General features: G+C 73.7%; 19 protein-coding genes and 2 pseudogenes. 15 read left to right on the top strand and 6 right to left on the bottom strand.

Annotated features, from left to right (window positions below; translation table 11 throughout):
* Positions 1-70 precede the first annotated feature (70 nt).
* The 3 genes from ACIBEA_RS05095 to ACIBEA_RS05105 all read right to left on the bottom strand — a co-directional run bounded on the left by ACIBEA_RS05095 (position 71) and on the right by ACIBEA_RS05105 (position 4,047).
* Positions 71-1,639 carry a carboxylesterase/lipase family protein gene (locus tag ACIBEA_RS05095; RefSeq protein ID WP_399258109.1) on the bottom strand — a complete coding sequence of 523 codons (1,569 nt, stop codon included), beginning with the start codon at positions 1,637-1,639 and terminating at the stop codon, positions 71-73.
* Positions 1,640-1,791: 152 nt separating this feature from the next.
* Positions 1,792-2,709 carry a 5'/3'-nucleotidase SurE gene (gene surE, locus ACIBEA_RS05100; RefSeq protein ID WP_399258111.1) on the bottom strand — a complete coding sequence of 306 codons (918 nt, stop codon included), beginning with the start codon at positions 2,707-2,709 and terminating at the stop codon, positions 1,792-1,794.
* Positions 2,710-2,781: 72 nt separating this feature from the next.
* Positions 2,782-4,047 (bottom strand): MFS transporter, encoded by a 1,266-nt coding sequence (locus tag ACIBEA_RS05105; RefSeq protein ID WP_399258113.1) that lies wholly within the window; start codon positions 4,045-4,047, stop codon positions 2,782-2,784.
* Positions 4,048-4,846: 799 nt separating this feature from the next.
* On the opposite strand from ACIBEA_RS05105, the gene ACIBEA_RS05110 reads away from it, so the two are divergent.
* The 3 genes from ACIBEA_RS05110 to ACIBEA_RS05120 all read left to right on the top strand — a co-directional run bounded on the left by ACIBEA_RS05110 (position 4,847) and on the right by ACIBEA_RS05120 (position 8,519).
* Positions 4,847-5,578 (top strand): phosphatase PAP2 family protein, encoded by a 732-nt coding sequence (locus ACIBEA_RS05110; protein WP_399258115.1) that lies wholly within the window; start codon positions 4,847-4,849, stop codon positions 5,576-5,578.
* Positions 5,579-5,696: 118 nt separating this feature from the next.
* Positions 5,697-7,304 (top strand): carboxylesterase/lipase family protein, encoded by a 1,608-nt coding sequence (locus ACIBEA_RS05115; RefSeq protein WP_399258117.1) that lies wholly within the window; start codon positions 5,697-5,699, stop codon positions 7,302-7,304.
* A gap of 207 nt (positions 7,305-7,511) precedes the next feature.
* Positions 7,512-8,519, top strand: a complete 1,008-nt coding sequence (locus ACIBEA_RS05120; RefSeq protein WP_399258119.1) for a LacI family DNA-binding transcriptional regulator — start codon at positions 7,512-7,514, stop codon at positions 8,517-8,519.
* Positions 8,520-8,532: 13 nt separating this feature from the next.
* Here ACIBEA_RS05120 and ACIBEA_RS05125 read toward each other — a convergent pair whose 3' ends face one another.
* Together ACIBEA_RS05125 and ACIBEA_RS05130 are read right to left on the bottom strand one after the other, a co-directional pair.
* Positions 8,533-9,324: a phosphatase PAP2 family protein gene (locus ACIBEA_RS05125; RefSeq protein ID WP_399258121.1), complete on the bottom strand. Its 792-nt coding sequence runs from the start codon at positions 9,322-9,324 to the stop codon at positions 8,533-8,535.
* A 128-nt stretch (positions 9,325-9,452) separates the two neighbouring features.
* The gene (locus tag ACIBEA_RS05130) at positions 9,453-10,412 is read right to left on the bottom strand and encodes an alpha/beta hydrolase fold domain-containing protein (RefSeq protein ID WP_399258123.1); all 960 of its coding nucleotides are present in this window, start codon (positions 10,410-10,412) and stop codon (positions 9,453-9,455) included.
* A gap of 295 nt (positions 10,413-10,707) precedes the next feature.
* Between ACIBEA_RS05130 and ACIBEA_RS05135 the strand changes: the two genes are divergently transcribed.
* From ACIBEA_RS05135 to ACIBEA_RS05175, 9 genes and pseudogenes are all read left to right on the top strand, one after another.
* The gene (locus ACIBEA_RS05135; RefSeq protein WP_399258126.1) at positions 10,708-11,175 is read left to right on the top strand and encodes an ATP-binding protein; all 468 of its coding nucleotides are present in this window, start codon (positions 10,708-10,710) and stop codon (positions 11,173-11,175) included.
* Positions 11,176-11,311: 136 nt separating this feature from the next.
* Positions 11,312-12,946, top strand: a pseudogene (locus tag ACIBEA_RS05140) (AMP-binding protein); the annotation flags it as partial.
* A 93-nt stretch (positions 12,947-13,039) separates the two neighbouring features.
* A pseudogene (locus ACIBEA_RS05145) lies at positions 13,040-13,393 on the top strand (acyl-CoA thioesterase); the annotation flags it as partial.
* Positions 13,384-15,675 (top strand): FAD-dependent monooxygenase, encoded by a 2,292-nt coding sequence (locus tag ACIBEA_RS05150; RefSeq protein ID WP_399258129.1) that lies wholly within the window; start codon positions 13,384-13,386, stop codon positions 15,673-15,675. The pseudogene ACIBEA_RS05145 and the gene ACIBEA_RS05150, both read left to right, overlap by 10 nt.
* A 37-nt stretch (positions 15,676-15,712) precedes the next feature.
* Positions 15,713-16,786: a carbon-nitrogen hydrolase family protein gene (locus ACIBEA_RS05155; RefSeq protein WP_399258131.1), complete on the top strand. Its 1,074-nt coding sequence runs from the start codon at positions 15,713-15,715 to the stop codon at positions 16,784-16,786.
* Positions 16,783-17,895: a cupin domain-containing protein gene (locus tag ACIBEA_RS05160; RefSeq protein WP_399258133.1), complete on the top strand. Its 1,113-nt coding sequence runs from the start codon at positions 16,783-16,785 to the stop codon at positions 17,893-17,895. Before ACIBEA_RS05155 ends, ACIBEA_RS05160 begins: the two co-directional genes overlap by 4 nt.
* Positions 17,896-17,963: 68 nt before the next feature.
* Positions 17,964-18,881, top strand: coding sequence for a fumarylacetoacetate hydrolase family protein (locus tag ACIBEA_RS05165; RefSeq protein WP_399258135.1), 918 nt, complete (start codon positions 17,964-17,966; stop codon positions 18,879-18,881).
* A 56-nt stretch (positions 18,882-18,937) separates the two neighbouring features.
* Positions 18,938-19,735 carry an Asp/Glu racemase gene (locus ACIBEA_RS05170; protein ID WP_399258137.1) on the top strand — a complete coding sequence of 266 codons (798 nt, stop codon included), beginning with the start codon at positions 18,938-18,940 and terminating at the stop codon, positions 19,733-19,735.
* Positions 19,736-19,809: 74 nt separating this feature from the next.
* On the top strand, positions 19,810-20,649 hold the full coding sequence (locus ACIBEA_RS05175) for a PaaX family transcriptional regulator C-terminal domain-containing protein (protein ID WP_399258139.1): 840 nt from the start codon (positions 19,810-19,812) through the stop codon (positions 20,647-20,649).
* 230 nt (positions 20,650-20,879) lie between these two features.
* Here ACIBEA_RS05175 and ACIBEA_RS05180 read toward each other — a convergent pair whose 3' ends face one another.
* The gene (locus ACIBEA_RS05180) at positions 20,880-22,391 is read right to left on the bottom strand and encodes a glutamate synthase subunit beta (protein ID WP_399258141.1); all 1,512 of its coding nucleotides are present in this window, start codon (positions 22,389-22,391) and stop codon (positions 20,880-20,882) included.
* Positions 22,392-22,630: 239 nt separating this feature from the next.
* Between ACIBEA_RS05180 and ACIBEA_RS05185 the strand changes: the two genes are divergently transcribed.
* From ACIBEA_RS05185 to ACIBEA_RS05195, 3 genes are read left to right on the top strand one after another with little or no spacing between them, the layout of a single operon-like run.
* Positions 22,631-24,133, top strand: coding sequence for an aldehyde dehydrogenase family protein (locus tag ACIBEA_RS05185; protein ID WP_399258142.1), 1,503 nt, complete (start codon positions 22,631-22,633; stop codon positions 24,131-24,133).
* Positions 24,130-25,704, top strand: a complete 1,575-nt coding sequence (locus tag ACIBEA_RS05190; protein ID WP_399258144.1) for a GMC family oxidoreductase — start codon at positions 24,130-24,132, stop codon at positions 25,702-25,704. Before ACIBEA_RS05185 ends, ACIBEA_RS05190 begins: the two co-directional genes overlap by 4 nt.
* Positions 25,701-26,762 carry a glycine betaine/L-proline ABC transporter ATP-binding protein gene (locus tag ACIBEA_RS05195; RefSeq protein WP_399258146.1) on the top strand — a complete coding sequence of 354 codons (1,062 nt, stop codon included), beginning with the start codon at positions 25,701-25,703 and terminating at the stop codon, positions 26,760-26,762. Before ACIBEA_RS05190 ends, ACIBEA_RS05195 begins: the two co-directional genes overlap by 4 nt.
* The last annotated feature ends 17 nt before the right edge of the window (positions 26,763-26,779 follow it).

Consider the following 26,779-nt stretch of genomic DNA (forward strand, 5'->3'; position numbering starts at 1 on the left):
TGGCCGACGGATCTCCGCGGCGTAGCGGACATCCGGTCGACACCCCCTGTGGCCGTCTCGGGCGAATCCGTCAGAGCTGCCGGTCGGGCCGGGTCTGCCAGAAGGCGCACTGGTGCGCCGTCGCGAAGCCCGGGTCCGGCCGCGTCCCGGCCGGACCGAGCGTCAGCACAGCGCCGGTGGGGCCGGCCGCCGGCCACGGAGTCTGGCCTCGCACCACGGGGGTCCCGTAGCGCGCGAAGGCGCCCCAGTACCGCTTCATCCGGGTCGCCAGGGCGTTCTGGACCGCGGTCAGCGGCCGGTCCCCCATAGTGAAGTCGTACAGGTAGGCCAGCTCGGCGCTGTGCGCGTTCGACTCGTCCAGTCCCGGCACCTGGGCGCCCGCCAGGGTCGGGGAGTCGGGGTCGTCGAACTCGTAGGCGTAGGTGGGTACCTGACGGGCGAACAGGCCGGTGGTTCGCGCCGTCTGGCAGGCGAAGGTCGAGTCCGTCATCAGCGCCGACAGCGCCAGGTACGGGGATCCGTGGGCCGCCACCGGATAGCGGGCCAGTACCTCCGGTCCCGCCGCGCCGTAGGTGTCCAGCACCTGCCGCGCGTACTCCTGCTCCGTGAGCCGGGGCTGCGTCAGCGCCACGAAGAACCGGGCCTCCGAGCGGGTGCTGCCGATCAGCACCGGGACCTTGTTCCAGGCCCCGGCGGCGATCGCGTCGGCCGGGTCCCGCGGGAGCAGTCCGTCGCCCGACGCCGGGCCCGAGGTGGGCAGCGTACGGGCCGCGTCCACCAGCGCCGGACCCGTGGCGGCCCGCAGGCAGGCGACGACCGCCCCGGGATCGGCGCAGCCCGCCCGCGCGGCGAAGGCCCACGCCTCGGAGGCGGCGCGCGCCGCGTCCGGCGTGCGGAGCAGCGTGCACGGCCCGCTCTGCAGCACGGCCCGGTGGAACAGTCCCGTCGCGGCGGGGGCTGCCAGCAGTGCGCACACCGAACCACTGCCCGCCGACTGGCCGGAGACCGTCACGTTGCCCGGGTTCCCGCCGAACGCCGCGGCGTTCTGCCGGATCCAGTGCAACGCCTCGATCTGGTCCATCAGGCCGAAGGAACCGGAGCGCCGCGGATCCACCCCGGCCAGCTCGGGCAGGCCCAGATAACCGAGCTGCCCGAGGCGGTAGTTGATGGTGATGACCACGCTGTTCGTGAGCGCGGCCATCGTGCGGCCGCCGAACTGCGTGCCGGTGCCCTGGCTGTACGCGCCCCCGTGCATCCAGAGGATCACCGGCAGCCGCTCCCCCGCCCGGGCTCCCCCCGGCCGGTACACGTCGAGGTAGAGGCAGTCCTCGCTCACGGCCAGCGGATCCCGCAGGCCGAACGGCGAGAACTGGAGGCAGGCGGGCGCCTGTCGGTCGGCTTCGCGCACCCCGCGCCAGGGGCGCGGCTCCACGGGGGCGCGCAGCCGGAAGTCGCCGACCGGCGCTCCGGCGTAGGGCACGCCGAGGAACTCCTGCGCGCCGTCGTGCACCCGGCCGCGCAGTGCGCCCTGGGCCACGGCGACCACGGGGCGGGCCGGATCGCGCGGTGCGGCGGCGGCCGGGACCGCGGGGGCGAGCAGCGCGGCGAGGGCCGCGAGGGCGGCGAGGACGCTCAGCATCCGTGCCGTACGGGGTAAGGGTCTCGGGGTACTGGACCGGGTGGACCCGGTCGCGGGGCGTGGCATCCGTGCTCCTGGGTTCGAGGCCGTCCGGTGGGACGCGGGTCGCTCCCCGCGCCCCACCGGACGGGTGGTGGGTGGCCCGGCAGGTGCTACGGGCGCAGCCCGGCCAGCAGGGCCCGGGCAACGGCGAGGTCGAGAGGACCGGTGTTCCAGTCGGCGTTGATCGGGCTGATGGCGATCTTCCCCGCGCTCACGGCCTCGACGTCGCCGCCACGGGCCGGGGTGCGCAGGTCGACCTTCACGCCGACCTTCCAGGTGCCGTCGCCCGCATCGGTGAAGTCGGACTTCAACACCGGCTGCGGGTCCTGGAAGGTGGTCGCCACCGCGGCGGGCGTGCCCTTGCCGTCGGCTCCGATGACGGGATGATTGACGTTGAGGCCGACGCCCTCGGGCAACAGACGGCCGGAACCGGCCCGCGCGCGCAGCCGGTCGATCAGCCTGACCGCGAAGTCGAGCGTCGGGCCCATCGCGTTGATCGTGGTCACGGGGTCGGGGGCCGCGACCCCACCGGTGCTCAGGGCGATGGCGGGTATGCCGGCCTCCAGCCCGGCGACGGCGCCGCCGACCGTACCGGAGTGGGTGGCGAGGGCCGCCACGTTCGGGCCGTAGTTGGTGCCGGACACGACGAGGTCGGGGGCCTTGCCCTCGAAGACCTCGGAGAGGCCGAAGGCCACCGAGTCGCCGGGGGATCCGTCGACGGCCCACACCTTCGGCTCGGGGTGGCGCACCGTGATGGCCGGGGCGTTCGAGCCCTTCGTCCCGGCACCGCTCTGGTTGGTGAGCGGCGCGACGATGGTGACGTCGTGTCCGGCGGCGGTCAGCCGCGCGAACGCCAGGCGGATGCCCGGGGCGTTGTAGCCGTCGTCATTGGTGAGCAGGATCCGCAGCGGGCGCGCGGGCCCGGATGCCGGTCCGGCCTGTGAGGCGGCGGCGGCAGGCACCGTACCGGCGAGGGCGGGTGCGCAGAGCAGCAGGGTGGCCAGCGGCAGAACACGCTTGCGTTGCACGGAACGCTCCTTGAAATAGGCGGAGATGAGGAGGTGTGGAGGTGGAGGGGAGGGGAGGTGAGGCCCTGGGGGTCAGCGCACGCTGCGGATCGGGAGGATCGCAAGGGCGCCGATCAGCGAGAGGGCGCCGCCGACCAGGAACAGCGGGGTGTACCCGCCGAGTGCGGTGACCACGGCGGAGGCGACGAACGGGGCGATGATCTGCGGCCCGGCGTTCGCGATGTTCAGGACGCCCATGTCCCGGGCGGCGTCCTCGGCCCGCGGCAGGACCAGGGTGACGAGCGCCGTGTCGACGGCCATGAAGCAACCGAAGGCGAGCCCGTTGAGCGCACTGAAGACGAGCATGCCGGTCCAGGTCGGGCTGACGACGGGGACGACCATCACCAACCCTGCGAGGGCCGCCGACACCCCGACGAACACCTTGCGGCGGTTCCAGCGGTCGGAGAGCATCCCCCCGACCACCGTGGAAACGGCCATGGCGACCATGGAGACGGGGGTGAGCACCGCCATCGCGTCGGGCGGGGTCAATCCGTCGGGCAGCGCGATGTGATCGTCCAGGATGTACAGCTGGTAGCCGACGACCGAGAAGTAGCCGAGGACCATCAGGGCCCGGCCGATGAAGGCCCAGCGGAAGTCGTGGTGGCCGAGCGCGGAGAGGAACGCCTTGACCTGCGCCCCCTTGGGTGCGGGCGGGACATCGGCCGCGGGCGCGACCGGGCTCGTGGTGCGCGGCAGGTCCCGGCAGAAGGCGGTGAGCAACATCGCGGCCGCGGCGATCACCCCGCCGAAGACGAGGTACCCGGTGCGCAGGTGGTCCGCCGCCTGGGAGGCGATCAGTACGCCGACCGTGCCGCCGATGGGCAGGCCCAGCCCCACCACCGCGGAGGCGGTGCCGCGCCGGGCGACCGCGATCCGGTCGGGGACGATCGCGGTGACGGCGGCCTGGTAGACGTTCATGGTCGCCTGGATCAGGCACCAGCCGATGCCCACGAGCAGCGCGGTGGTGACGCTGCCGAGGAAGGCCAGGCCCGCGAGCGAGCCGAGGGCGCCGCCCAGGATCCAGGGGCTGCGGCGACCGCTGCGGTCGGAGAGGGCTCCGGCGATCGGGTTGAAGGCGGTCGCGAAGATCGCGCTGATGCCGCCGACGAGGCCCAGGACGGCGACCTTGTCATCGCCGGCGATCGCGGCGATCTGGGTGGGGAGCAGGATGGAGCCGACGCCCATGTAGACCGCCATCATCGCGGAGTTGGCGACCAGCAGGAGGAGCAGGAGCCCCCGTCTGTGGGGCGGTTCGTGATCCGCCGGTACGGGCGGATCGATCAGCTCGTTCGTGACCATGACGACTCCTCGGGGGACGGAGCGGGGAGGTGGCGTGGAGCGTGCGGAGCGCGCGTCGGGTGGCGCGGCGTGCCGCCGGGGTGCGCGGGGATACGAGGTGCGCGGGGATACGAGGTGCGCGGGGATACGAGGTGCGCGGGGTTACGGAGGTGCGGGCTCCGCGAACGTGGGTGCGGGGCGGGGCGGTGCGGCGCGCTCGACGTGGTCGACGTGGCCATGTGTGGTCGATGTGGTCGATGTGGTCGATGTGGTCGACGTGCTGGTTCACATGCCGTGGTGCGACGCGCTCGGGGTGCTCGACGCGGCGGGTTAACGCGATGTTGTTACACGTGTCACTTTCGGCGCCTGACACTGTGTAGCACCCCATCCGGGGCCTCGCCAAGAGCTGATGCCGGGCGATGCACAGATCGTGACCCACGGGCGAACGGCACGTCGGACACGTGTAACTGGCCTGTCACAGCCACTGACCAGGCCGGTCGCGTCCTAAAACCCTCTTGCCCTTGTGGCGGCGGTCACGCATCCGCAATACTCCGTGCCGCAGCGCGACGCCCCGGCCCAGGCCGGACCCGGACCGGCCTCTTCCGCTCCCCCGCCGCCGCTGCCGCCTCCACCCCACTCGCCCGCCACGTCCCCTCCCGGCGCGCCCGGCCCTTGCCTGCCGCGGCTCTTCCGCGACCCTGCCGCGGCCTGCCGCGACCGGCCCGCGCCCGACGCCACGCGTCCGCTCACCCGCTCACCCGCTCACCGAGCGCCCCCGCCCCGACCCCGCCCCCAGCGGGTCGACCCCGAAAGGCCCGCCATGCCGCGCCCCGCCGTCCCCGCGTCGCCGCCACCCTCCGGCACCCCCGCTCCCGCCCGGCCGCCCCGCCACCATCTGCCCGCGGAGCCGCCCCGACGCGCCCTCGTCGCGGGCGCGTCGCTGCTCCTCGTCCCCCTGCTGGCCGGATGGCTCCTGCGGGCGGACGAACGACCCTTCTTCCAGGGCCTCGACGACGCCTGGGCCCGTTCCGCCGGGGGCTCGTCCGCGGGCGCCGCCACGGAGTTCGCCCTCGCGCTCGACCGGCTCGGCGGACCACTGGGGCTGATCCTGCCGCTGATGTTGACCGGCTGCCTCTGCGTGTACGGGCGTTGGCGCTCGGCGCTCTTCGTCCTCGCCACGAACGTCCTGGCCAACGTCGCCGTCGTACTCCCCCTCAAGGACCTCGCCGACCGCCCCCGACCCCCGCACACCTGGGTCCTGGTGAACGACGGCTCGTACCCCTCCGGGCAGGTCTTCAGCGCGGTCGCCCTCGTCGTCGCGGTCGCGGTGGTGGCGATTCCGCCGCGCGCGAGGCGCTGGTGGTGGCTGTTCGGCGCCGGGTACGCGGCGGCGATGATGTGGAGCCGCACCTGGCTGCACGCCCAGTGGGCGAGCGACACCCTCGCCGGCGCCCTCGTGGGGGCGGGGGCGTGCCTGCTCCTGTGGTGGGCGTTCTCCCGGCCGCTGGCCACGGAGGCGGAACGGACGGCGGCCAACACCCTCTGGACGTGAGCACCGCGCACCGCACCACCCGACACGGATATCGCGAATGATTGACGATCGTTGATTTTCCATCATACTCTCGACGGGTCGGCGCGCGCCCTGCGCGCGGCCCAGGAAGGATCGGCTCATGGCTCACATCCCAGGCCCGGACAAAACGGTGGTGGACCTGCCCGCCGGGAGGCTGCGCGGCGCGGTCGAGGACGGACTCACCGTCTTCCGGGCCGTGCCCTACGCGGCCTCCCCGGTCGGCGAACTGCGCTGGCGGCCCGCCCGGCCGCACCCCGGGTGGAGCGGTACCCGGGACGCCACCTCGGACGGCCCCAGCGCTCCGCAGATGTACCGCGAGGGCGGCGACCCGGTCCTCGGTGGTCACGGCGAACCGCCCTTCGACGAGGACTGCCTCACCCTCGACATCTGGACGCCCGCGATCGACGACGCGCGCAGGCCGGTGCTCCTCTGGATCCACGGGGGCGGTTTCGTCTCCGGTTCCGGGTCCCTGCCCACCTACTCGGGCGCCACCTTCGCCCGCGACGGGGACCTCGTCGTGGTCGGCATCAACTACCGCATCGGGCCCCTGGGTTACCTGCACCCCACCCCCGAGGACGGGGAAGGGTACCGGGACGGAGAGGGCGCCGCCGACACCGACGGCGCCGGCCACGCCGCGCGGCCGGCTAGCGGCAACCACTGGCTCAGCGATCAGCTCGCCGCGCTGCGCTGGGTGCACGAGAACATCGCCTCCTTCGGCGGCGACCCGGACTCCATCACCGTCGCGGGCCAGTCGGGGGGCGCGGTGTCCACCGCCGCACTCGCCGGAGCCCCGGGAGCCGCGGACCTGATCCGGCGGGTCATCCTGATGAGCCCGCCCTTCGGGCTCGACTTCCCCTCGCCCGAGGGTTCCCTGGAACGCACCGCCGCCTATCTGGAACTCGCCGGGGCCGAGAGCCTCGCCGAGCTGCGCTCGCAGGACTGGCCGGCCCTGATCGCCGCCGCGGGCGGGCTCTTCGCCCGGACGGCGCGCTGGGGGTACTGGCCCACTCCCTTCCTGCCCGTGATCGACGGGGTCACCTTCCACCGCCACCCGGCCGATGCCCTGCTGCACGGGGCGGCGGCCGGGATCGAGGTACTGATCGGTTGGACGCGCGAGGAGGCCAACTTCGGGTTCGCCCTCGACCCGGGCCACGCGGACGCCGACCGCGAGCGGGTGACCGCCAGGATCGCGGAGACCTTCGGCGCCGGGGCCGCCCCCGAGGTGTACGCGGCGTACGAGCGCACCCGTCCCGGGGCCCGTCCCGCCGACGTCCTGATGGACCTCATCACCGACGAGCTGTTCCGAATGCCCGCCGTGCGGCTCGCCGAGGCGCGCGCCGCGGCGGGACGTCCGGTGTGGGCCTACCAGTTCGACCTCCCCTCCCCCGCGTACGAGGGCCGCCTCGGCGCCGCGCACTGCCTCGAACTGCCCTTCGCCTTCGACAACTTCGACCAGTGGGCGAACGCCCCCTTCGTGGCCGGACTGGCCCCCGCCGTGCGCGACGGCCTCGCGCACGCGATGCACCGGGCGTGGATCGCCTTCGCCCGCACCGGCGACCCGAACCACCCCGACATGCCGCACTGGAGCCCGTACGGGGCGGACACCCGCACGACGATGCGCTTCGACTCGGTCGTCACCGCCCTGGACGATCTCGCCGGGGACTCCCGGCGGCTGCACGAGGGCGCACTGCGCAGGCTCACGTCCTGACGGGGCGCGGGGATCGCGTCGCAACGGGGTGCGGAATCGCGTCGTATCGGGGCGCGCGGGCTGCCGGGCCGGGCGGGCATCCGGGCAGGCGAGCGGGGGCCCGCCCGGACGGTGCACGTCCGGGCGGGCCCCCGCTCCAGTGATCTAACTCGTGTAACCTTCGAAGGGAGAGCACCGGATCGATCAAAAGGAGCGTCGAGGGACGCCATGGCCAAAGACCTTCCCGCCCCGGCCTCCCTGACCAGCGCCGACGTGGCCCGGCTCGCCGGGGTGTCGCGCGCCACCGTCTCCTTCGTACTCAACGACACCCAGGGCCACCGCGTGAGCGCGGCCACCCGGGCACGCGTCCTCGACGCCGCCCGACAGCTCGGCTACGTACCGCACGCCGCGGCCCGCTCGCTGCGCGCCGGGCGCAGCAACCTCGTCCTGATGCCCGCGTCGATCTCGGCCGTCGGCCGCCTGGTCAGCGACTGGGTCGACGACCTGCACAGCGAGCTCGACCGGCACGGTTACACCGCCGTCCTGCACGCGGGGCGCTTCACCGATCCCCTCGACGCCGCCCGCGCCTGGGCCGAGCTGCGCCCGGCCGCCGTCATCGCCATCGACGGCGACCGGCTGACCGCGCAGGCCGCCGAACTGCTGCACCGCGCGGGCGTGCGCGGGATGCTCGCCTTCGCCTCCCACCCCGTGCCCGGCGTGCACACCATCGGCTTCGACCACGCCCTCATCGGTGCCACCGCCGCCGAGCACCTGATCGCCCGCGGCCGGACCCGCATCGGCGTGATCATGCCCCAGGAGCGCGGCCTCGGCACGCTCGCCGCACCTCGGCTGGCGGGCGCCGAGTCCGTCGCGGCCCGGCACATGGCCACCGTGACGCCGGTCGAGCTGTCCTACACCCGCGAGTCCGCGACCGCCCTCGCCCGGCGCTGGGCCGACCTCGCGCTGGACGCCGTGTTCGCCTACAACGACGAGTACGCGGCGCTGCTGCTCCACGCGCTGCGGGCCGAGGGGATCGTCGTACCGGACGACGTGGCGGTCGTGGGCTCCGACGACCTGATCCTCTCCTCGCTCCAACAGCCCCCGCTGACGTCGATCCGGCTGGACCTCGTCTCGCCGGCGCGGGTCGCGGACGCCGTTCACGAGCTGATCACGACGGGGACGACGGCCCCGATACCGCGGACGACGGCGGCACTGGTGCACCGCCAGACGTCGTAACAGCCGCTGCGGATCAGCGGGTTGCCGGTACGGGCTCGGGCGCGGGCAGCGGGCCGGGCGCGCGCGTGGCCGCCCCCCGGCGGTCCCGGACGCGGGCGGCCTCGCGCGCGAGCGCGGGGGCGCACAGCCACCAGGCCAGCAGCCCGGCCCCCGCCCCGGCGACCGCGCCCGCGAAGGTGTCGCTGATCCAGTGCGCGTGCAGCCACGTACGGCTCCACATCATGGTCAGGGTGAAGAGTGCTCCCCCGGCCCACCAGCCCCGGCGCCGTGCGGCCGGCACCAGCAGCACGCCGACGAGGACGACCAGCAGTGCGGCCCCCGCAGCGTGACCGGACGGGAAGGAGCCGTGGTCGACGCGGACCAGGGGATCGGTCGGGCGCGGCCGGTCCACCAGGTACTTGAGTCCCTGGACGACGACCATGTTGCCGAAGAGGTAGGCACCGAGCAGGAAGCCCGCCGACGCCCACCGCGCGCGCACGAGCAGGAGGACGAGCAGGGCGAGCGGCACGACGACGCCGGCCGGGCCGCCGAACCAGTTCAGGGCCGCCGCGGCCCAGGCGTACGGGCCCTCGTGCGGGCCGCCCATCCAGGACAGCCAGCGCTCGTCCGCGCCCTGGAAGGGCGGGGCCGCCGGATCCTGCCGGACGACGAGGCCGAGCCCCACGGGTAGGCCCAGCATCAGGAGTCCCGCGATCAGGACGCCGGGACGGCGCCGGGCGGGTCTCCGCGGGGGCTCGGGGTCGGGAGTGGTGGCCGTGGTGGCTGTGGTGATGCGGGACTGACGGGTGACCGGGTTCTTGGACATGGCTGCCTTGTTCGTCGTTCGTCGTTCGTCGTTCGTTGCTCGCTGTTCGTCCGAGCCGAGCTCGCGCGGGGGCGCGGCCGCTACGGGCCGCGCCCCCACTGCCGGGTGGCTGGGTGGTGACGACCCGTTCAGGCGCCCGCGCCCAGGTGGCGGGCCAGGAACGCGACGCTGTCCGCGACGATCTGCGGGACGTCCGGCGAGCCCAGGAAGATGTGGTCGGCGTCTTCGACGGGCTCCAGGACGACCTCGCCCCCCACCTCCGTCAGGGCCTCGGCGAGCAACTCGCTCTGGCTGTAGGGGACCAACCCGTCCTGCCGTCCGTGGACGAGCAGGAACGGCGGCGGGTTCGAGCCCGCGCTGACGTGCGTGACGGGGCTGGCGGCCCGCGCCAGATCCGGGCGCTCGGCGACGGGCGCGCCGAGCAGGGCGACGTAGGGGTCGGGGAATTCGACCCCGGGTGCCGCCGGCAGCTCCGGCATCGGGTGCGCCGACAAGGAGACCAGGTCCGAGATGCCGTACCAGTCGACGACGGCGCGGACCGCGGTGTCCCCGGAGCCCACGCCGTGCGCGCCCTCCAGGGACTCGCCGTCCGCGCTGTGCGGGCCCACGAGGCCCGCGAGCGCGGCCAGGTGGCCGCCCGCGGACTCGCCCCAGACGCCGATCCGGTCGGGGTCGATGCCGAGGACTCCGGCGAACTTGCGGACGTAGCGGATCGCGGCCTTCACGTCGTGCAGTTGGGCCGGGAAGGGGGCCTCCAGGCTGTGCCGGTAGTCGATGGAGACCAGCGCGAGCCCGGCTCCCAGCACCGATCCGTGCAGCAGGGCGGCCGGCACGGTCGGCGGCGGGTAGCGGCGGTCGCCGTCCATCCAGCCGCCGCCGTGGATCCAGACGACCGCCGGGAAGGGGCCCTCGCCCGCCGGCACCTGGACGTCGAGCAGTCGGGGGCGGTATCCGGGCGTGGTGGCGTAGGTGATCCCGTCGTGGCGGCGGATCCCGTGCTCGTCCGTGACGGGCGGGACGGGCGCCTGGTAGGGCGGGGGCGGCCAGGTCATGTCGGGCATGTCGGCTGCGGGCGGAGCTTGCGTCATTGCGGCCCTTCCAATTCTGCGCGGCCTCGGTACGGGCAAGGCTTCGTAACGTATGTCCGAATTGCTTGCGCAGGGTACCCGGGAGGCTTAACGTGTTACACGTGTAATCACGACTCTAGCGACGCATTTCCGCTGACCACAAGCCCTCGGGCCGAGTGACTTCCTCACCCGTTACACGAGCCGCAGCGCGGGCGGCGTCGCCTTCCCCTCCAGGGAGCACGCCATGCTCGCCGCCACCTCCCCCTCCACACCCCCCTCCACGACCGCGACCGCAGCCTCAGCCACGACCGGGACCGTGACCGTGACCGCGACCCGCCATGCGCGCGCCTTCGCCCGCTGGGCCGTCGAGCCGACCGCGGCGGTGGTCCCGCTGATCCGGTCGCGCGTCCGGGCCGTGCTCGACGGCTGGCCGGTCACCGCCGAGATCGCGGACGTCCTCCTACTGGCGGTCAGCGAGCTCACCGGAAACGTCGTCCTGCACGCCGCCACCACGCGCCGCATGCGGGTCGGGGTGACCCTGCGCGCGGGCTGGCTCCACCTGGAGGTCACCGACGGGGCACCCACACCGCCCCGACCGCCCCTGCCGCGCACCGCGACGGATCCGGACGCGGAGACGGGGCGGGGCCTGCTGATCATCCAGCTCATGGCCGCCGAGGCGGGCGGCGAACTCACTTTCACAGCAGGCGAGTTCGGCAACCGCGCCAAGGTCCGCGTACCGGCCCGCACGCCGGCCCGCACGCCGGCCCGCACCTCAGCCGTCTGAGGTCGACCGGGGGGCGGTGACGGCGGCCGACGCGAGGCGTTCACGACATCGAGATATCGCGAACAATTGACGATCGCCAAAATATCGAGATACTTGCCCCATCTCCCCCGCTGCTCCCTGATTGAGGTGCCGCCCCATGGAGCTCTCCCCCTCGGCACATGCCGATTCCTTCTGTCGCGACCGGCTGCCACCCGCCGCGCTCTGGCCCCGACTCCACTTCGACCTCCCGGAGTTGAGCTATCCGGACCGGCTCAACTGCGCCCACGCCCTGCTCGACGAAGCCGTCGAGCGCTGGGGCCCCGACCGCCCCTGCCTGCTGACCCCGACCGAGCGCTGGACGTACGGCGACCTGCTGCGCCGCGCCAACCAGGTCGCCCAGGTGCTCACCGAGGACCTCGGCCTACTGCCCGGCAACCGCGTCCTGCTCCGCGGGCCCAACAATCCGTGGCTCGTCGCCGCCTGGTTCGGCGTCCTGAAGGCGGGCGGGGTGGCCGTCACCACCGTGCCGCTGCTGCGCGCCGCCGAACTCACCGAGCTGTGCGGGATCAGCAGGCCCGCGATCGCCCTCTGCGACCACCGCCACCTCGAAGAGCTCCGTTCGGCCGCCGATCCCGCCGCCCTCCGGGTGATCGCGTACGGCGGCTCCGGCGACGACGACCTCACGGCCCGCTGCGCCGCCAAGGACGGCGGCTTCGACACCGTGCGGACGGCCGCGGACGACGTCGCGCTGATCGCCTTCACCTCCGGTACGACGGGGCGGCCCAAAGCCACCCTGCACTTCCACCGCGATGTCCTCGCCAACGCGGACACGTTCTCCCGGCACGTCCTGCGCCCCGAGCCCGAGGACGTGTTCACCGGCACACCGCCCCTCGCGTTCACCTTCGGCCTCGGCGGGCTGGTGGTCTTCCCGATGCGGGTCGGGGCCTCGACCCTGCTGATCGAGCGGGCGACCCCCGGGCAGCTGGCCGATCTCGTCGCCGAGCACGAGGTCAGCGTCCTGTTCACCGCGCCGACCGCCTACCGCGCGATCCTCACCGACGGCGTGGCCGACCGCCTGGCGGGCCTGCGCCGCTGCGTGTCCGCCGGTGAGCCGCTGCCCGCCGCCGTGTGGGAGGAGTTCCGCGCCGCCACCGGGCTGCGCATCATCGACGGCATCGGCGCCACCGAGATGCTGCACGTGTTCATCTCGGCCGCCGACGAGGACATCCGCCCCGGATCGACGGGCAGGCCCGTCCCCGGCTACCGCGCGGCCGTGGTCGACGAGAACGGCGACCCCGTCCCCGACGGGCAGCCCGGCCTGCTGGCCGTCACCGGCCCCACCGGCTGCCGCTACCTCGACGACCCGCGCCAGTCCACCTACGTCCGCGGCGGGTGGAACATCACCGGTGACACCTACACGCGCGACGCCGACGGCTACTTCTGGTACGTCGCCCGCAGCGACGACATGATCGTCTCCTCCGGCTACAACATCGCCGGGCCCGAGGTCGAGAAGGCCCTCGCCGACCATCCGTACGTCGCCGACTGCGGTGTGGTCGGGGTCCCCGACGAGCGCCGCGGCATGCTCGTCAAGGCGTACGTGGTGCTGCGCGACGGAGTCGTGGCCGGCGACGCCACCGCCCGGGAGCTCCAGGACCACGTCAAGGCGACCATCGCCCCCTTCAAGTACCCGCGCGCCGTGGAGTTCGTCGACGCACTCCCGCGCACCGAGACCGGCAAGCTCCGGCGCGGCCAACTCAGGCTCCTGGCACGGGAATCGGCCGATCCCGCGCCCTCGAACCTGCCCAGCGTCGTCATCGAGCGACGCGTCGAGTGGCCCGACACCGACGCGGCCGGTCACTACCACCACTCCACCGTCGTGCGCTGGGTCGAGGCGGCCGAGGCGGTGCTGCTGCGGCGCCTGGGCCTGTCCCACCTGTTCGGGAGCACGCCCCGCGTCCGTTTCGAGGCCGACTACCGGGCCCGGCTCTGGTTCGGCGAGGCCGTGCGGACCGAGCTGCGCGTCACCGAGGTGGGCAACAGCTCCCTGCACTACGCCTTCACCGTCCACGGGGAGGAGGGCGCGCGGGCCGCGAGCGGCCGCATGGTCATCGCCCACTCCGCCGCCCGGGCCACCGGGTCCACCCCCTGGCCGGCCGAGGTCCGCGAGGTCCTCACCACGGCGGGCCCGCAGGCCCCCGAACTGTTCGAGCACACCCGAGGAGGCGCCCCGTGCGCGTAGCAGTCATCGGAGGCGGGCCCGGCGGCCTGTACTTCGCCGCCCTGGCCAAGCAGTTGTCCCCCCAGTGGGAGATCACCGTCTGGGAGCGGGGCTCCCCCGACGACACCTTCGGTTTCGGGGTCGTCTTCTCCGACGAGACCCTCGACGGCATCGCGCAGGCCGACCCGGTCGTGCACGCCGCGATGTCCGCCGAATTCGCCCGCTGGAGCGACATCGACGTCCGCCACCGCGGCACGACCCTCACCTCCGGCGGCCACGGCTTCGCCGCCCTGGGCCGCCGCCGGCTGCTGGGCATCCTCCAGGACCGGTGCGCCGCCCTGGAGGTCGACGTCCGCTACCGCACCCTGGCCCCGCCGCCGGAGCGACTGGCGGCCGAATACGACCTGGTGGTCGCCTGTGACGGCGTACGGTCGGCCACGCGCGCCGCCTACGCCGACACCTTCGCCCCCGACCTCGACGAGCGCTCCGGCCGCTACATGTGGCTCGGTACCGACAAGGTCTTCGAGGCCTTCACCTTCATCGTCGAGGAGCGGGACTTCGGCACCCTCCAGGTGCACGCCTACCCGTACGACGACACCCGCTCCACCTTCATCGTCGAGATGGACGAGGCGGCGTGGCGGCGCGGCGGTTTCGACCGCTCCGAAGAGCTCGACCTGCCGCCGGGCGCGAGCGACGAGGAGGGCATCCGCCGCTGCGAGGAGATCCTCGCCGCCCACCTGGACGGGCACCGGCTGCTGCCCAACAACTCGAAGTGGCTGCGCTTCACCACCGTGCGCAACCGCACCTGGCGGCACGGCAACACGGTGCTGCTCGGGGACGCCGCGCACACTGCGCACTTCTCGATCGGCTCGGGCACCAAGCTCGCCATGGAGGACGCGCTCGCCCTCGCCGCCTGCCTGCACGAACACCCCGACGTGCCGAGTGCGTTGGCGGCGTACGAGGAGGAGCGCAGGCCCGTCGTGGAGTCCACCCAGCGGGCGGCCCAGGCCAGCCTCGAATGGTTCGAGCACCTCCACCGGTACACCGACCAGGATCCGCACCAGTTCGCCTTCAACCTGCTGACCCGCAGCCGGCGCGTCACCTACGACGGCCTGCGCGCGCGGGACGAGGGCTTCACCACCGCCGTCAACGCCTCCGCCCCGGTGCCGCCGATGTTCCGGCCGTTCACGCTGGGCGGTCTGCGGTTGCGCAACCGGGTCGTGGCGGCGCCCGTCGCACTGTCCACGGCCCGCGACGGGGTGCCGGGCGACTTCGACCTGGTGCACCTCGCCACGCAGGCCCTCGGCGGACCGGCCCTGGTGCTGGCCGGGATGACCGCGGTGAGCTCCGCGGGCCGCACCGACGCCGGCTGTCCCGGGCTGTGGACCGACGAACAGGAGGCCGCCTGGCGGCGGATCACCGGCTTGGTCCACGGCCAGTCGGACGCCTGCCTGGGCATCCAGCTCACCCACGCCGGCCGCCGGGCCGCCGACGGCTCACCGCTGGCGGCGTCCGCGCTGGCCTGGGACGAGCACGGCCCGGTGCCGCGCGAGGCGAACCGGGCGGACATGGACCTGATCGTGCGGGACTTCGTGCGGGCGGCCGAGCGCGCCGACCGGGCCGGCTTCGACGCCCTGGAACTCCAGTACGGTCACGGCCACTTGATGTCCGGTTTCCTGTCGCCGCTGACCAACCGGCGCACCGACGCGTACGGCGCGGGTCCGGCCGGGCGGCTGCGCTTCCCGCTCGAAGTGCTGGGCGCGGTACGGGCGGTGTGGCCCGCCGGGAAGGCGCTGCTGGTGCGGATCTCGGCGACCGATTGGGCGGCGGGCGGCCTCGACGAGGCCGGGGCCGTGGAGATCGCCCGGGCCCTCGGGGCGGCGGGCGCGGACGGGATCGACGTCTCGACCGGTGAGGTCGTGGCCCACGAACGACCGCGCTTCGGCCGCAGCTACCAGACGCCGTACGCCGACCTGATCCGCAACGCCACCGGGCTGGCGACCATCGCCGTCGGCGCGATCTCCACGTACGACGACGTGAACTCGGTGATCCTGGCCGGCCGGGCCGACCTGTGCGCCCTCGGTCGCGCCCAGCTCCACGACCCGCTGTGGACCTTGCACGCGGCCGCGGCCCAGGGCTACCGCGGGTCCGCGGCGCCCTGGGCCCGTTCCTGGGCCGCCGGCAGCGGCCGGCCGCCGGCGGCCCGTACCGACCGGGTGCCGCCCCGCCTCGAACTGCTGCGGCAGGCCGCCGCGCCGGTGCACCAGCGCTGGCGCCCCCGGCTCCCCGTGCCCGCCTGCTGACCACCTGCTGACCACCTGCTGACCACCAGGAGATTCCGTGGAGACCCCACCCCCGTACGACCCACCCCCGTACGACCTGCCCCGCTTCACGGCGGCCGCCGTCCAGGCGTCCCCGGTCTACCTCGACCCCGGCGCCACCGTCGACAAGGCGGTCGCCCTGATCGCCGAGGCCGCCGGGAACGGCGCCACGCTCGTCGTCTTCCCCGAGGTGTTCGTCCCCGGATACCCGTACTGGAACTGGACCATGAACCCGGTGCAGGGCTCGCCCTGGTTCGAGCGCCTGTACCGGGCCTCCGTGGACCTCCCCGGCCCCCACGTCGACACCCTGCGCGCGGCGGCCCGCGAGTACGGCGTCGTCCTGGTCATCGGGATCAACGAGCGCGGCCCGAACAGCCTCGGCGTCCTGTACAACACCCTGTTGACCATCGGACCGGACGGCGAACTCCTGGGCGTACACCGCAAGTTGGTGCCGACCTGGGCCGAGAAGCTCACCTGGACCGGGGGCGACGGCAGCTCGCTGCGCGTCCACCGGACCCCGGTGGGCCCGCTCGGCGCCCTCGCCTGCGGCGAGAACACCAACACGCTGGCCCGGTTCGCCCTCCTCGCGCAGGGCGAGCTCGTCCACGCCTCCAGCTACATCGCCCTGCCCGTGGCGCCCGCCGACTACGACATGGCCGATGCCATCGCCGTGCGGACGGCCGCCCACAGCTTCGAGGGCAAGGTCTTCTCCGTCGTGGCCTGCTCCACCGTCTCCCCGGAGATCATCGATCTCCTCGCGGGGGACGACGAGGAGCTGCGGGCCCTGTTCGGCCGCCCGCGCAGCGCGCTGTCCGGCATCTTCGGCCCCGACGGCCGACCGGTCACGCCGCCGTTGGTGGACGACGAGGGCATCGTCTACGCGGAGATCGACCTGGGCCGGTGCATCCAGCCCAAGCAGATGCACGACATCACCGGTCACTACAACCGCTTCGACGTCTTCCACCTCGAAGTCGACAACCGGCCGCGCACGCCCGTGACCTTCACCGCCCCCTTCACCACGCCCGCCACCATCCCCTCCACCGCACCCCGATCCGGTCCCCGGACGACCGCCCTTCCCGAGGAGGACGCATGACCCCCGAACAGGACGACACCGCGCTCGGCCGCGCACGGGTCCTCGACACCCCCGAGCTCACCGCCTACTACGCCGAGCTCGCGGCGCGCGAGGCGGGTGCGCTGTGGACCGTCGCCAATGACATCGAACCCTGGTACCCGCAGCCCCGGTCCGTTCCCGTGCTCTGGCGTTACGAGGAGCTGCGCCCGCTCGTCCACAAGGCGCTCGCCCTGGTCAAGGCGGACGACGCGGGCCGCCGCGTGGTCATGCTGGTCAACCCCGGCCGCAAGGACGTGAGCGCGGCGGCCGGGCTGCTCTACACGGGCCTGCAGATCATGGGCCCCGGCGAGGCCATGACGGCCCACCGCCACCAGGCCGCCGCGCTGCGCTTCGTCCACGAGGGCACCGGTGCGTGGACGATCGTCGACGGGCAGAAGCTGAAGGTCGGGCCGCGCGACTTCGCGATCACCCCGAACGGCACCTGGCACGAGCACGGCAACGACGCGGACGACGCCCCGGTCATCTGGCAGGACGGGCTGGACATCCCGCTGGTCAACGCCCTCGACGCCGGTTTCTACGAGGTCCACCCCGAGCTGTACCAGCAGCCCGGGAAGGTGATCAACTCCTCTGTCCTGACGTACGCGGCGAACCTGCTCCCGCACGGCGTCGAGCGCTGGACCCGGCCCTACTCCCCGCTGCTCGCCTATCCGTGGGAGGCGACGTACGAGGCGCTGCTCGGCCTGGCCCGGGCCACCGAGGGGTCCCCCTACGACGGGATCATCGCGGAGTACACCAACCCGGTCACCGGCGGATCGGTGATGCCCACCATGGGCGCGCACATGCAGTTGCTGCGGCCGGGCCAGGCCACGCTGGCCCACCGCCACACGGGATCGGTGATCTACACCGTGGCCAAGGGGCGCGGCGTCTCGGTGATCGCCGGGCAGCGCTTCGCGTGGCAGGAGGGCGACGTCTTCTGCGTGCCGTCCTGGGCCTGGCACGAGCACCACAACCTCGACCCGGCCGAGGACGCCTGCCTCTTCTCCTTCAACGACTTCCCGGTCATGCGCTCGCTCGGATTCCACCGCGAAGAGGTCTACGCCGACAACGGCGGCCACCAACCGACCTCCTGACCGCGCGCGCCGCCCCTTTCCCCTCCCCCTCTCCCTCCCCTCTCCCTTCCCCGACTCCCGGAGACACCATGCGACTGCTGACCTTCACCACCGGGTCCCCCGCCGGCGGGCCCGTCGACCCCGCGCCGCGCCTGGGCGCGGAGCGCGACGGCCTCGTGCACGACCTCGCCGCCCTGGCCGCGCACGCGGGCGTCCGGATCCCGCCGGACCTGCTCTCGCTCGTCCAGGCCGGGCCCGCCGCCCTGGACGTCGTCCGCGCCCTCCTCGGCGGTGCGCTGCCCGGGCACGCCGTCCACCGGATCGAAGACGTCCGGCTGTGCGCCCCGCACCGGCCCGGAAAGATCATCGGGGTCGGTCTCAACTACGTGGAACACGTCGCGGAATCCAGCCGCAGCCTGGACACGGACAAGGAACTCCCGCCGCGTCCGGTCCTGTTCAGCAAGCCCGCCACCGCCGTCACCGGGCCCGGAGCCCCGGTGCTGCACAACGGCGACCTCACCGCCCAGTTGGATTGGGAGTGCGAACTCGCCGTGGTCATCGGTCGCACCGCCTTCCGGGTGAGCGAGGAGGCGGCGTACGAGCACGTCTTCGGCTACAGCATCGTGAACGACATCAGCGCCCGCGACCAGCGCCGCTCGGGCCAGTGGTTCTTCTCCAAGGGCCAGGACTCCTACGCCCCCTTCGGGCCCGTCGTGGTCACGGCCGACGAGATCCCCGACCCGATGGCGCTGGACCTCGACCTGCGCGTCAACGGCGTCACCAAGCAGAAGTCCAACACCCGCCACATGCTGTTCCCGATCGCCCGCCTGATCGCCGACATCAGCTCCGGCGTGACCCTGGAGCCGGGCGACGTGATCGCCACCGGCTCCCCCTCGGGCGTCGGGGCCGGCATGGTCCCGCCCGAGTTCCTGGTGCCGGGCGACACCGTCGAGGCCACCGTCGAGCGCATCGGCACCCTCACCAACCCCGTCGTGGACGCCCGTTGACCTTCCAGCCGCGCCCGCCCGCGGCGCCCGTCGCCGTACCGAACCGAGGAGCCCACATGCCGCATCCGCCCACCTACCGCATCGGCCAGATCGTGCCGAGTTCGAACGTCACGATGGAGACGGAGGTGCCGGCCATCCTGCGCGCCCGGCAGCGCGTCGCACCGGAGCGCTTCACCTTCCACTCCAGCCGCATGCGGATGACGCACGTGACGCCGGAGCAGCTCAGGGCCATGGACGCCGACTCCGACCGCTGCGCCGTCGAGCTGTCCGACGCGCACGTCGACGTACTCGGCTACGCCTGTCTCGTGGCCATCATGAGCATGGGCCTGGGCTACCACCGCGAAGCGGAGCAGCGGCTGCACGCGCGGACCGTGGAGAACGCGGCGCCCGCGCCCGTGGTGACCAGCGCCGGGGCCCTGGTGCAGGGCCTGCACACGATGGGCGCACGGAAGGTGGCGCTGCTCGCCCCGTACATGCGCCCCCTCACCCGGACCGTCGTCGACTACCTCACCCACGAGGGGATCGAGGTCCTGGACTACCGGGCGCTGGAGATACCGAACAACCTCGACGTGGCCGCGCACGACCCGGCCCGGCTGCCCGAGCTGGCCCGCGCCCTCGACCACGGGGACGCGGACGCGGTGGTCCTCTCCGCCTGCGTGCAGATGCCCTCGCTCGGGGCCATCGAGGAGGCGGAGCAGATCCTGGGCAAGCCGGTCGTCTCCGCGGCCGTCTGCACGGCCCACCAGCTGCTGCGGGCCCTCGATCTGCCCGCCGTCGCGCCCGGGGCCGGGCACCTGCTGTCCGGTGCGTACGCCGAGGCGCCGCTGGTCCGGGGGGCCGCCTCGGGAGGCTGAGCCGGCCGGGACCGCGCCGGGTGCCGGGCCCGGGCGCTCGGTAGGATCGCCACCGCATCCAACGGAAGGCGATCATGTCGGACAGCCCCCTCAGGCCCAGCTCGTTGATCAACACGGTCTACGGGGCGTTTCTGCGCGGCATCGGCGGCTGGATCTCCATCGCCGACCTGATCACCCTCATGTCGGAGCTGGACGTGGAGAGCCAGGCCGTCCGCTCGGCGATCTCGCGACTCAAGAAGAAGGGCGTCCTGGAACCGGAGCGGCGCGGCGCCACCGGGTACCGGCTCAGCCCGGCCGTGCACCCGGTCTTCGACGCGGGCGACCGCCGCATCTTCGCCAGCCTGGAGCCGGCGGACCTGGCGGACGGCTGGGCCCTGGCGGTGTTCTCCGTACCGGAGTCCGAGCGGTCCCACCGCTACCAGCTGCGCACCCGGCTGACCTGGCTCGGCTTCGGCAACATCGCCTCCGGCGTGTGGCTGGCGCCGGGCCGGGTGCTGGAGGACGCGCGGGCCGTGCTGGTCCGGCTCGGGCTGAGCGAGTACGTCCACCTCTTCGCGGCGGCCGACTACGCGGCCTTCAGCGACCTGCCCGGGGCGGTCAGCTCCTGGTGGGACTTCCCCGCGATCCAGGGGCAGTACGCGGAGTTCACCGGCGCGTACGCGCCGGTCGCCGCGCGGCTGGCCGGGCAGCGCGACACCGACCCGGCCGAGGCGTTCCGCCACTACGTGCCGATGCTCACGGCCTGGCGCCGCCTGCCCTACCTCGACCCCGGCCTGCCCGCCGAGCTGCTGCCCGCGGACTGGAACGCCATCGGGGCACGGCAGGTCTTCCAGCAACTCCACGAGGTGCTCGCCGGCCCGAGCCTGCGCCACGTACAGAACGTGATCGCCGCAGCTCCGCCCACCACCCCGTAGGCCCCCTCCCCACCGCCCCTGCCCCAGTAGGGCCGGGCCCGGGGCCGGGCAGGAGTGTCCCCGCATGACGAGCGGTCCCCACCGCCCGCTTTCTCCGACAACCCCGCAGCCGCGAGCCGAGGAGACACTCCTGCCCGGCCCCGGCCCCGGCCCGGCCCCCTGCCCCCTGCCCCCGGCAAGGCCCCGGCCCGGCCCCCGGCCAAGGCCCCGACCCCCGCCCAGCGCCCGCGTCACCAGGCGCGTCCGTCGGGCGGCCGGAGCAGCGGCCCGTCCTGGGCCCGGACCGGCGCGTGCAGAGTGGTGCGGCCGGTCAGGTAGCGGTCGGCGGCGGCCGCCACGGAGCGGCCCTCCGCGATCGCCCACACCACCAGCGACTGGCCGCGCCCGGCGTCGCCCGCCACGAACACCCCCTCCGGGGGCCGGCCCGGCTGCCCGAGCGCCGCGAAGTCCGCGGACCGGGCGAAGTTGCCCCGTTCGTCGCGGGTGAGTCCGAGCTGTTCGCCCAGGGGGCAGGCCCGCTCGGGGCCCGTGAACCCCAGGGCCAGCAGGATCAGCCCGGCTTCGATCACCCGCTCGGTGCCGGGGAGGGAGCGGCGCTCCGCCGGTTCCACCGCGGTCAGGTGCAGGGCGCGCACCCGCCCCTCGGCGTCGCCCTCGAAGTGCACGGTCGCGCTGGAGAACGCCCGCGGGTCGGCGCCGTCGCGGCTCCGTGCCTCCTCGTGGGCATGGGAGATCCGGTAGACCTTCGGGTACAGCGGCCAGGGCTGGGCGGCGGAGCGGGTGGGGCCCGGTTCCGGGTTGATGTCGAGCTGGACCACCGAGCGGGCGCCTTGGCGCAGCGCGGTGCCCAGGCAGTCGGAGCCGGTGTCGCCGCCCCCGACGATCACCACGTGGCGTCCCTCGGCATTCACCCCGGGCGCCGCGAGGTCGCCCTGCGCGACGCGGTTGGCTTCGGTCAGGTAGTCCATCGCCTGGTGGATGCCCCGTAGCCCGCGGCCGGGCACCGGCAGTTCCCGGCGCTCCGTCGCGCCGACCGCGACGATCACCGCGTCGTGGGTGGCCCGGAGCCCGGCCGCGTCGATCCGGCCGCCGACGTCCGCGTCCGTGCGGAAGACGGTCCCCTCGTCCCGCAGCTGCTGGACGCGGCGGTCCAGGTGCGACTTCTCCATCTTGAAGGCCGGTATGCCGTAGCGGAGCAGTCCGCCGATCCGGTCGGCCCGTTCGAAGACCACGACGTCGTGCCCGGCGCGCCGGAGCTGCTGGGCGGCGGCGAGACCGGCGGGGCCGGAGCCGATGACGGCGACGGACCTGCCGCTGGGGCGGGCGGGCGGCGCGGGGGCGGTGTACCCGTGCGCCCAGGCCTGGTCGGCGATGGCCTGTTCGACGTTCTTGATGGTCACCGGATCGGCGTTGATCGCCAGGACGCAGGCGTCCTCGCAGGGCGCCGGGCAGAGCCGGCCGGTGAACTCGGGGAAGTTGTTCGTCGCGTGCAGCCGGTCCGAGGCGGCCCGCCAGTCGCCGTGGGCGGCGTAGGCGTTCCACTCGGGGATGAGGTTCCCCAGCGGGCAGCCCGCGTGGCAGAAGGGGATGCCGCAGTCCATGCAGCGGTTCGCCTGCTCGGACACCAGGGGCAGCGAGCTCTGCCCGGCGTGGACCTCGCACCAGTCGCCGAGCCGCTCGTCGGCGGGGCGCGCCGGTACGGAGCGTCGCGGTGTCCTGAGGAAGCCGAACGGGTCGGTCATGCGCCGCCTCCATGACTCCCGTGCGGATACGGCGGTCCGACCAGGTTACGCCCGGTTCGTCCACAGTTCCCGGCGGCGGAATCGCCCCTTCCCGAAGCTCTCGGGCCGGTCACCTGCACGTGACACCAGTCACTTCCCGTGACGTGTGGGACATGAGTGGCGAAAGCCGGGGCACGCGAGCCGCACCGTACCGACACCGCGGGCAGGCCGCGGTGCGATATCCGGAGGTACAGCGCGTCGTGTCCGAGCAGCAGAGCATCCACACCGCCGGAAGGTGGCGGCCGTCCTCGACGGGCGCCACGCGGGAGGTCCTCGATCCCGCCGACGGCAGTGTCCTCGCGGTGGTCGCCGAGGGCGCCGTCGCGGACGCGGACGACGCCGTCGGCGCGGCGCGCGCCGCCTTCGACCACGGCCCGTGGCCGCGGACCCCGGTGGCCGAGCGCGCGGCGCTGCTCAGGCGCACGGCCGACCTGCTCCAGCGCGAGCGGGAGCGGATCGCGCTCCTGGAGAGCCTGGACGCGGGCAAGACCCTCGCGGAGGGCCGCACGGACGTGGACTGCGTCAGCGACGCCTTCCGGTACTTCGCCGATCTCGTCCTCGGCGAGGGCGGCGGGCGGGTCGTGGACGCCGGATCGCCGGAGATCCACAGCGTGGTCGTGCACGAGCCGGTGGGCGTGTGCGCCCTGATCACCCCTTGGAACTACCCGCTGCTCCAGGCGAGTTGGAAGGTGGCCCCGGCGCTCGCCGCGGGCAACACCTTCGTGATCAAGCCGAGCGAGCTGACCCCGCTGAGCACGGTCGTCCTGATCGAGCTGCTGGTGGAGGCCGGGCTGCCGGCCGGCGTCGCCAATCTGGTGACCGGCGCCGGCGACCCCGTCGGCGCGCGGCTCGCCGCCCACCCCGACGTCGACCTCGTCTCCTTCACCGGCGGCCTCGACAGCGGTACGAAGGTCGCACACGCGGCGGCCGACACGGTGAAGAAGCTCGCCCTCGAACTGGGCGGCAAGAACCCCAACGTCGTCTTCGCCGACGCCTGCGCGACCGCGGCCGGCTTCGACACGGCCGTCGACCAGGCCCTCAACGCCGCCTTCATGCACAGCGGCCAGGTCTGTTCGGCCGGTTCCCGGCTGATCATCGAGGCGTCGGTGCGCGACCGGTTCGTGGCCGAACTCTCCCGCCGCGCCGAGCGGATCCGACTCGGCCGGGGCACCGACCCGGGCGTCGAGTGCGGCCCGCTGGTCTCCGCCGCCCAGCGCGAGCGCACCGAGTCGTACGTCGCCTCCGCGCTCGCCGCGGGCGCCGTGCTGCGCGCGGGCGGCGAACGCCCGGCGGGGCCGGGCTACTTCTACCGTCCGACCGTCCTGGACCGCTGCGACCGCCGGATGCGCGTCGTGCGCGAGGAGGTCTTCGGGCCGGTGCTGACGGTGGAGACCTTCGTCACCGAGGACGAGGCGGTGACCCTCGCCAACGACACCGAGTACGGGCTGGCGGGCGCGGTGTGGACCGCCGACCAGGGTCGCGCCCGCCGCGTGGCGGGCCGGCTGCGCCACGGCACGGTCTGGATCAACGACTTCCACCCCTACCTGCCGCAGGCCGAGTGGGGCGGCTTCGGCAAGTCCGGGATCGGGCGCGAGCTCGGGCCCTCGGGCCTGGCCGAGTACCGCGAGACCAAGCACGTCTACCAGAACCTCGCACCCCGCCCCGTCCGCTGGTTCGCGGGCCGAGAGGAGAGCTCCGCATGACGGCGCAGTCACACCCGGGGACCGCCCCGGCACAGCCCGCCCCCGGCACCGTTCGGGAGTTCGACTACGTCATCGTCGGTGGCGGCACCGCCGGTTCGGTGATCGCCTCCCGGCTGACCGAGGACCCCGACGTCACGGTCGCCGTGATCGAGGGCGGGCCGAGCGACGTCGACCGCCCCGACGTGCTCACCCTGCGGCGCTGGATGGGGCTGCTCGGCGGCGAACTCGACTACGACTACCCCACCACCGAGCAGCCGCGCGGCAACTCGCACATCCGGCACAGCCGGGCCCGCGTGCTCGGCGGGTGCTCCTCGCACAACACGCTGATCGCCTTCAAGCCGCTTCCGTCGGACTGGGACGAATGGTCGGACGCGGGGGCCGAGGGCTGGCACGCAGCCGCCATGGACCCCTACTTCGACAGGCTGCTGAACAACATCGTCCCCGTCGGCGAGGCCGACCGCAACGCCATCGCACGCGACTTCGTGGCGGCGGCCGAGCAGGCGTTGGGCGTGCCCCGGATCGAGGGGTTCAACGCCAAGCCCTTCCACGAGGGCGTCGGCTTCTTCGACCTCGCCTACCACCCGCAGGACAACAAGCGTTCCTCGGCGTCGGTGGCCTACCTGCACCCGGTCATGGCCGAGCGGCCCCACCTCACCCTGCTGCTGGAGACCTGGGCGCACCGACTGGAGCTGGAGGGGACGCGGGCGCGCGGGGTGCACGTACGGTCCGCGGACGGCGCCGAGTCGCTGGTCCTCGCCCGCCGCGAGGTGGTCGTGTGCGCCGGCGCGGTCGACACCCCGCGACTGCTGCTGCACTCCGGCATCGGCCCGCGCGAGCAGCTGTCGGCGCTCGGCATCCCGCCCGTGCACGACCTGCCCGGAGTCGGCGAGAACCTCCTCGACCACCCCGAGTCGGTGATCGTGTGGGAGACGGACGGCCCGATACCGGAGAACTCCGCGATGGACAGCGACGCCGGACTGTTCGTGCGCCGCGACCCCGCGTCCCCGGGTCCGGACCTGATGTTCCACTTCTACCAGATCCCCTTCACCGACAATCCGGAGCGCATCGGCTATGAACGCCCCGCGCACGGCGTGTCGTTGACCCCGAACATCCCCAAACCGCGCAGCCGCGGCCGGCTGTACCTCACCAGCGCGGACCCCGAGGTCAAACCGGCCCTCGACTTCCGGTACTTCACGGACGAGGAGGACTACGACGCCCGCACCCTCGTCGACGGCATCAGGATCGCCCGCGAGATCGCGGCGGCGCAGCCCCTGGCGGGCTGGCTCACGCGCGAGGTGTGTCCCGGTCCGCAGGTCACCGGTGACGAGGAGCTGAGCGCGTACGCCCGTTCCGTCGCGCACACCGTCTACCACCCGGCGGGCACCTGCCGGATGGGGGCCGCGGACGATCCCGGGGCCGTGGTGGGGCCGGACCTGAGGGTGCGGGGGCTGGACGGCATCCGGATCGCCGACGCCTCGGTCTTCCCGACGATGCCGGCGGTCAACCCGATGATCGGCGTGCTGATGGTCGGCGAAAAGGCGGCCGAGCTGCTGGCGGGGGGTGCGCGATGAACGCCGACGCGCCCGTCTTCGCCGTGCAGGGCCTCTGGAAGGTGTTCGGTCCCCGGGCGGCGGCCGCCCGGGTGCCCGGATCCGAGCACGCCGAGCTGTCCGCGGCCCGGTTGCGCGAGCGCACCGGCTGCACCGCGGCCGTCCGGGACGTCACCTTCGACGTCCACAAGGGCGAGTCCTTCGTCGTCATGGGCCTGTCCGGTTCCGGCAAGTCCACGCTCGTGCGCTGCCTGACCCGGCTGATCGAGCCCACCGCGGGCTCCCTGGCCATCGACGGCGAGGACGTCCTCGCGATGGACCGGGCCCGGCTGCGGGACCTGCGCCGCCACCGCGCCGCCATGGTCTTCCAGCACTTCGGCCTGCTGCCGCACCGCACCGTGTTGGACAACATCGCCTACGGCCTGGAGATCCAGGGGGTGGGTCGCGCCGAACGGCGGTCCAAGGCGGCCGAGATGACCGTCAAGGTGGGCCTCGAAGGTCTGGAGGAGCGCCGCCCCCACGAGCTCTCCGGTGGTCAGCAACAGCGCGTCGGCCTCGCCCGCGCACTGGCCGCCGATCCCGAAGTCCTGCTGTTCGACGAGCCGTTCAGCGCACTCGACCCGCTGATCCGCCGCGAGATGCAGGAGGAGGTGGGCCGCCTGCACCGCGACGAGGGCCGCACCATGGTCTTCATCACCCACGACCTGTCCGAGGCGCTGCGCCTCGGTGACCGGATCGCCCTGATGCGCGACGGGCGGATCGTGCAGCTGGGCACCCCGGAGGAGATCGTCGGCTCCCCCGCCGACGACTACGTGCGGGACTTCGTCCGCGACGTCCCGCGCGAGCAGGTGCTCACCGTGCGCAGCGCCATGCGCCCCGCCACCGCGGACGAGGCCGAGCGGGGCGTGTCCCTCGCGCCCGCCACCACCGTCGCCCTGGCCATCGAGGCGGTGGTGCGCAGCGGCGGCCCCGCCAGGGTCGTCGACGGGGGCCGCTGCCTGGGCGTCGTCGACGACGCGGCCCTGCTCGCCGTCGTCGCCGGGCTACCGGGCCCGGCGACCGGGGAGGTGGCGGCATGAGACGTCGGACCACCGCG

It is taken from the genome of Streptomyces sp. NPDC051555, from assembly GCF_044454405.1.
Classification (GTDB): Bacteria; Actinomycetota; Actinomycetes; order Streptomycetales; family Streptomycetaceae; genus Streptomyces.

Bases quoted from the DNA above. Each gene is read 5' to 3' on its own strand.
- ACIBEA_RS05170 (WP_399258137.1), top strand. From the start codon at position 18,938: ATGCCGCATCCGCCCACCTACCGCATCGGCCAGATCGTGCCGAGTTCG.
- ACIBEA_RS05095 (WP_399258109.1), bottom strand. From the start codon at position 1,639: ATGCTGAGCGTCCTCGCCGCCCTCGCGGCCCTCGCCGCGCTGCTCGCC.
- ACIBEA_RS05130 (WP_399258123.1), bottom strand. From the start codon at position 10,412: ATGACGCAAGCTCCGCCCGCAGCCGACATGCCCGACATGACCTGGCCG.
- ACIBEA_RS05195 (WP_399258146.1), top strand. From the start codon at position 25,701: ATGAACGCCGACGCGCCCGTCTTCGCCGTGCAGGGCCTCTGGAAGGTG.
- ACIBEA_RS05115 (WP_399258117.1), top strand. From the start codon at position 5,697: ATGGCTCACATCCCAGGCCCGGACAAAACGGTGGTGGACCTGCCCGCC.
- ACIBEA_RS05180 (WP_399258141.1), bottom strand. From the start codon at position 22,391: ATGACCGACCCGTTCGGCTTCCTCAGGACACCGCGACGCTCCGTACCG.
- ACIBEA_RS05110 (WP_399258115.1), top strand. From the start codon at position 4,847: ATGCCGCGCCCCGCCGTCCCCGCGTCGCCGCCACCCTCCGGCACCCCC.
- ACIBEA_RS05190 (WP_399258144.1), top strand. From the start codon at position 24,130: ATGACGGCGCAGTCACACCCGGGGACCGCCCCGGCACAGCCCGCCCCC.
- ACIBEA_RS05165 (WP_399258135.1), top strand. From the start codon at position 17,964: ATGCGACTGCTGACCTTCACCACCGGGTCCCCCGCCGGCGGGCCCGTC.
- ACIBEA_RS05160 (WP_399258133.1), top strand. From the start codon at position 16,783: ATGACCCCCGAACAGGACGACACCGCGCTCGGCCGCGCACGGGTCCTC.
- ACIBEA_RS05125 (WP_399258121.1), bottom strand. From the start codon at position 9,324: ATGTCCAAGAACCCGGTCACCCGTCAGTCCCGCATCACCACAGCCACC.
- ACIBEA_RS05120 (WP_399258119.1), top strand. From the start codon at position 7,512: ATGGCCAAAGACCTTCCCGCCCCGGCCTCCCTGACCAGCGCCGACGTG.
- ACIBEA_RS05175 (WP_399258139.1), top strand. From the start codon at position 19,810: ATGTCGGACAGCCCCCTCAGGCCCAGCTCGTTGATCAACACGGTCTAC.
- ACIBEA_RS05105 (WP_399258113.1), bottom strand. From the start codon at position 4,047: ATGGTCACGAACGAGCTGATCGATCCGCCCGTACCGGCGGATCACGAA.